Origin of the sequence: Mesorhizobium sp. M7A.F.Ca.MR.362.00.0.0 (assembly GCF_004023175.1) — a bacterium.
In the GTDB taxonomy this organism is placed as follows: Bacteria; Pseudomonadota; Alphaproteobacteria; order Rhizobiales; family Rhizobiaceae; genus Mesorhizobium.
The window spans coordinates 1-715 of the sequence record NZ_RZTF01000858.1 but is presented as its reverse complement, the minus strand read 5'-3'; the positions used below and the strand labels follow the sequence as shown (position 1 = coordinate 715).

Sequence of the window (715 nt, the reverse complement as noted above, 5' to 3'; positions counted from 1 at the left end):
CTGCTGTCCAGTGCGCGACGTTTGGAGGAGTTCGGCCGAAACCTGGCCAGCGGCGCCGTCGGTCGGCTCGCCATCGGCTATGTCGAAGGCGCCGTTCATGCCGGGCTTGTCGCCGGGATGCTGCGCCAGTTCCGTCGCGACCGGCCGGATTTCCACCTGCAGCTGAGAAGCCTGCGTTCTGCGGCGCAGTTGGAAGGGCTACGGCAGCGGTCGCTGGATCTGGGCTTTGTCTACTCGCCGCCAGCCGATGATGACCCGGATGTCGCGGCCATGGCGCTGCGGCATGAGCCGCTGGTGCTGGCGATCCCCGAAGATGATCCGCTTGTTCAATTACCAGAGGTTGGGCCGCATCACCTTGACGGTCGCACCTGGATCACCGTCGTGCGCCAGCCGGACGACACCAATCGCGGCCAGTTCCTTGCCGCCTGCGCCAAAGCCGGCTTTTTGCCCGACATCGCCTATGAAACGGCGGATCCGCTAACCTCGCTCGGCCTTGTCAGCGCCGGCCTTGGTCTGGCGACGGTGCAAGCCAGCCTGCGCGCCGCTGCGCCGCCGCGGATCGTATTTCGCGACCTGCCGTGGTTCGACCGCACGGTTTCACTCCATCTCGCCTGGCGGCGTCATGACCGCCGCGCGGTGATTGCCGATTTGCGGCAGGCTGCGGAGGAAGAGGGGAGTAGGGCAGTAGGGCAGTAGGGCAGTAGGGCAGTAGGGC

General features: G+C 66.4%; 1 protein-coding gene. It reads left to right on the top strand.

Annotated features, from left to right (window positions below):
* On the top strand, window positions 1–696 hold a 696-nt coding region (locus EOC06_RS38185), incomplete at its 5' end, for a LysR family substrate-binding domain-containing protein (RefSeq protein WP_128310168.1).
* Window positions 697–715 lie beyond the last annotated feature (19 nt).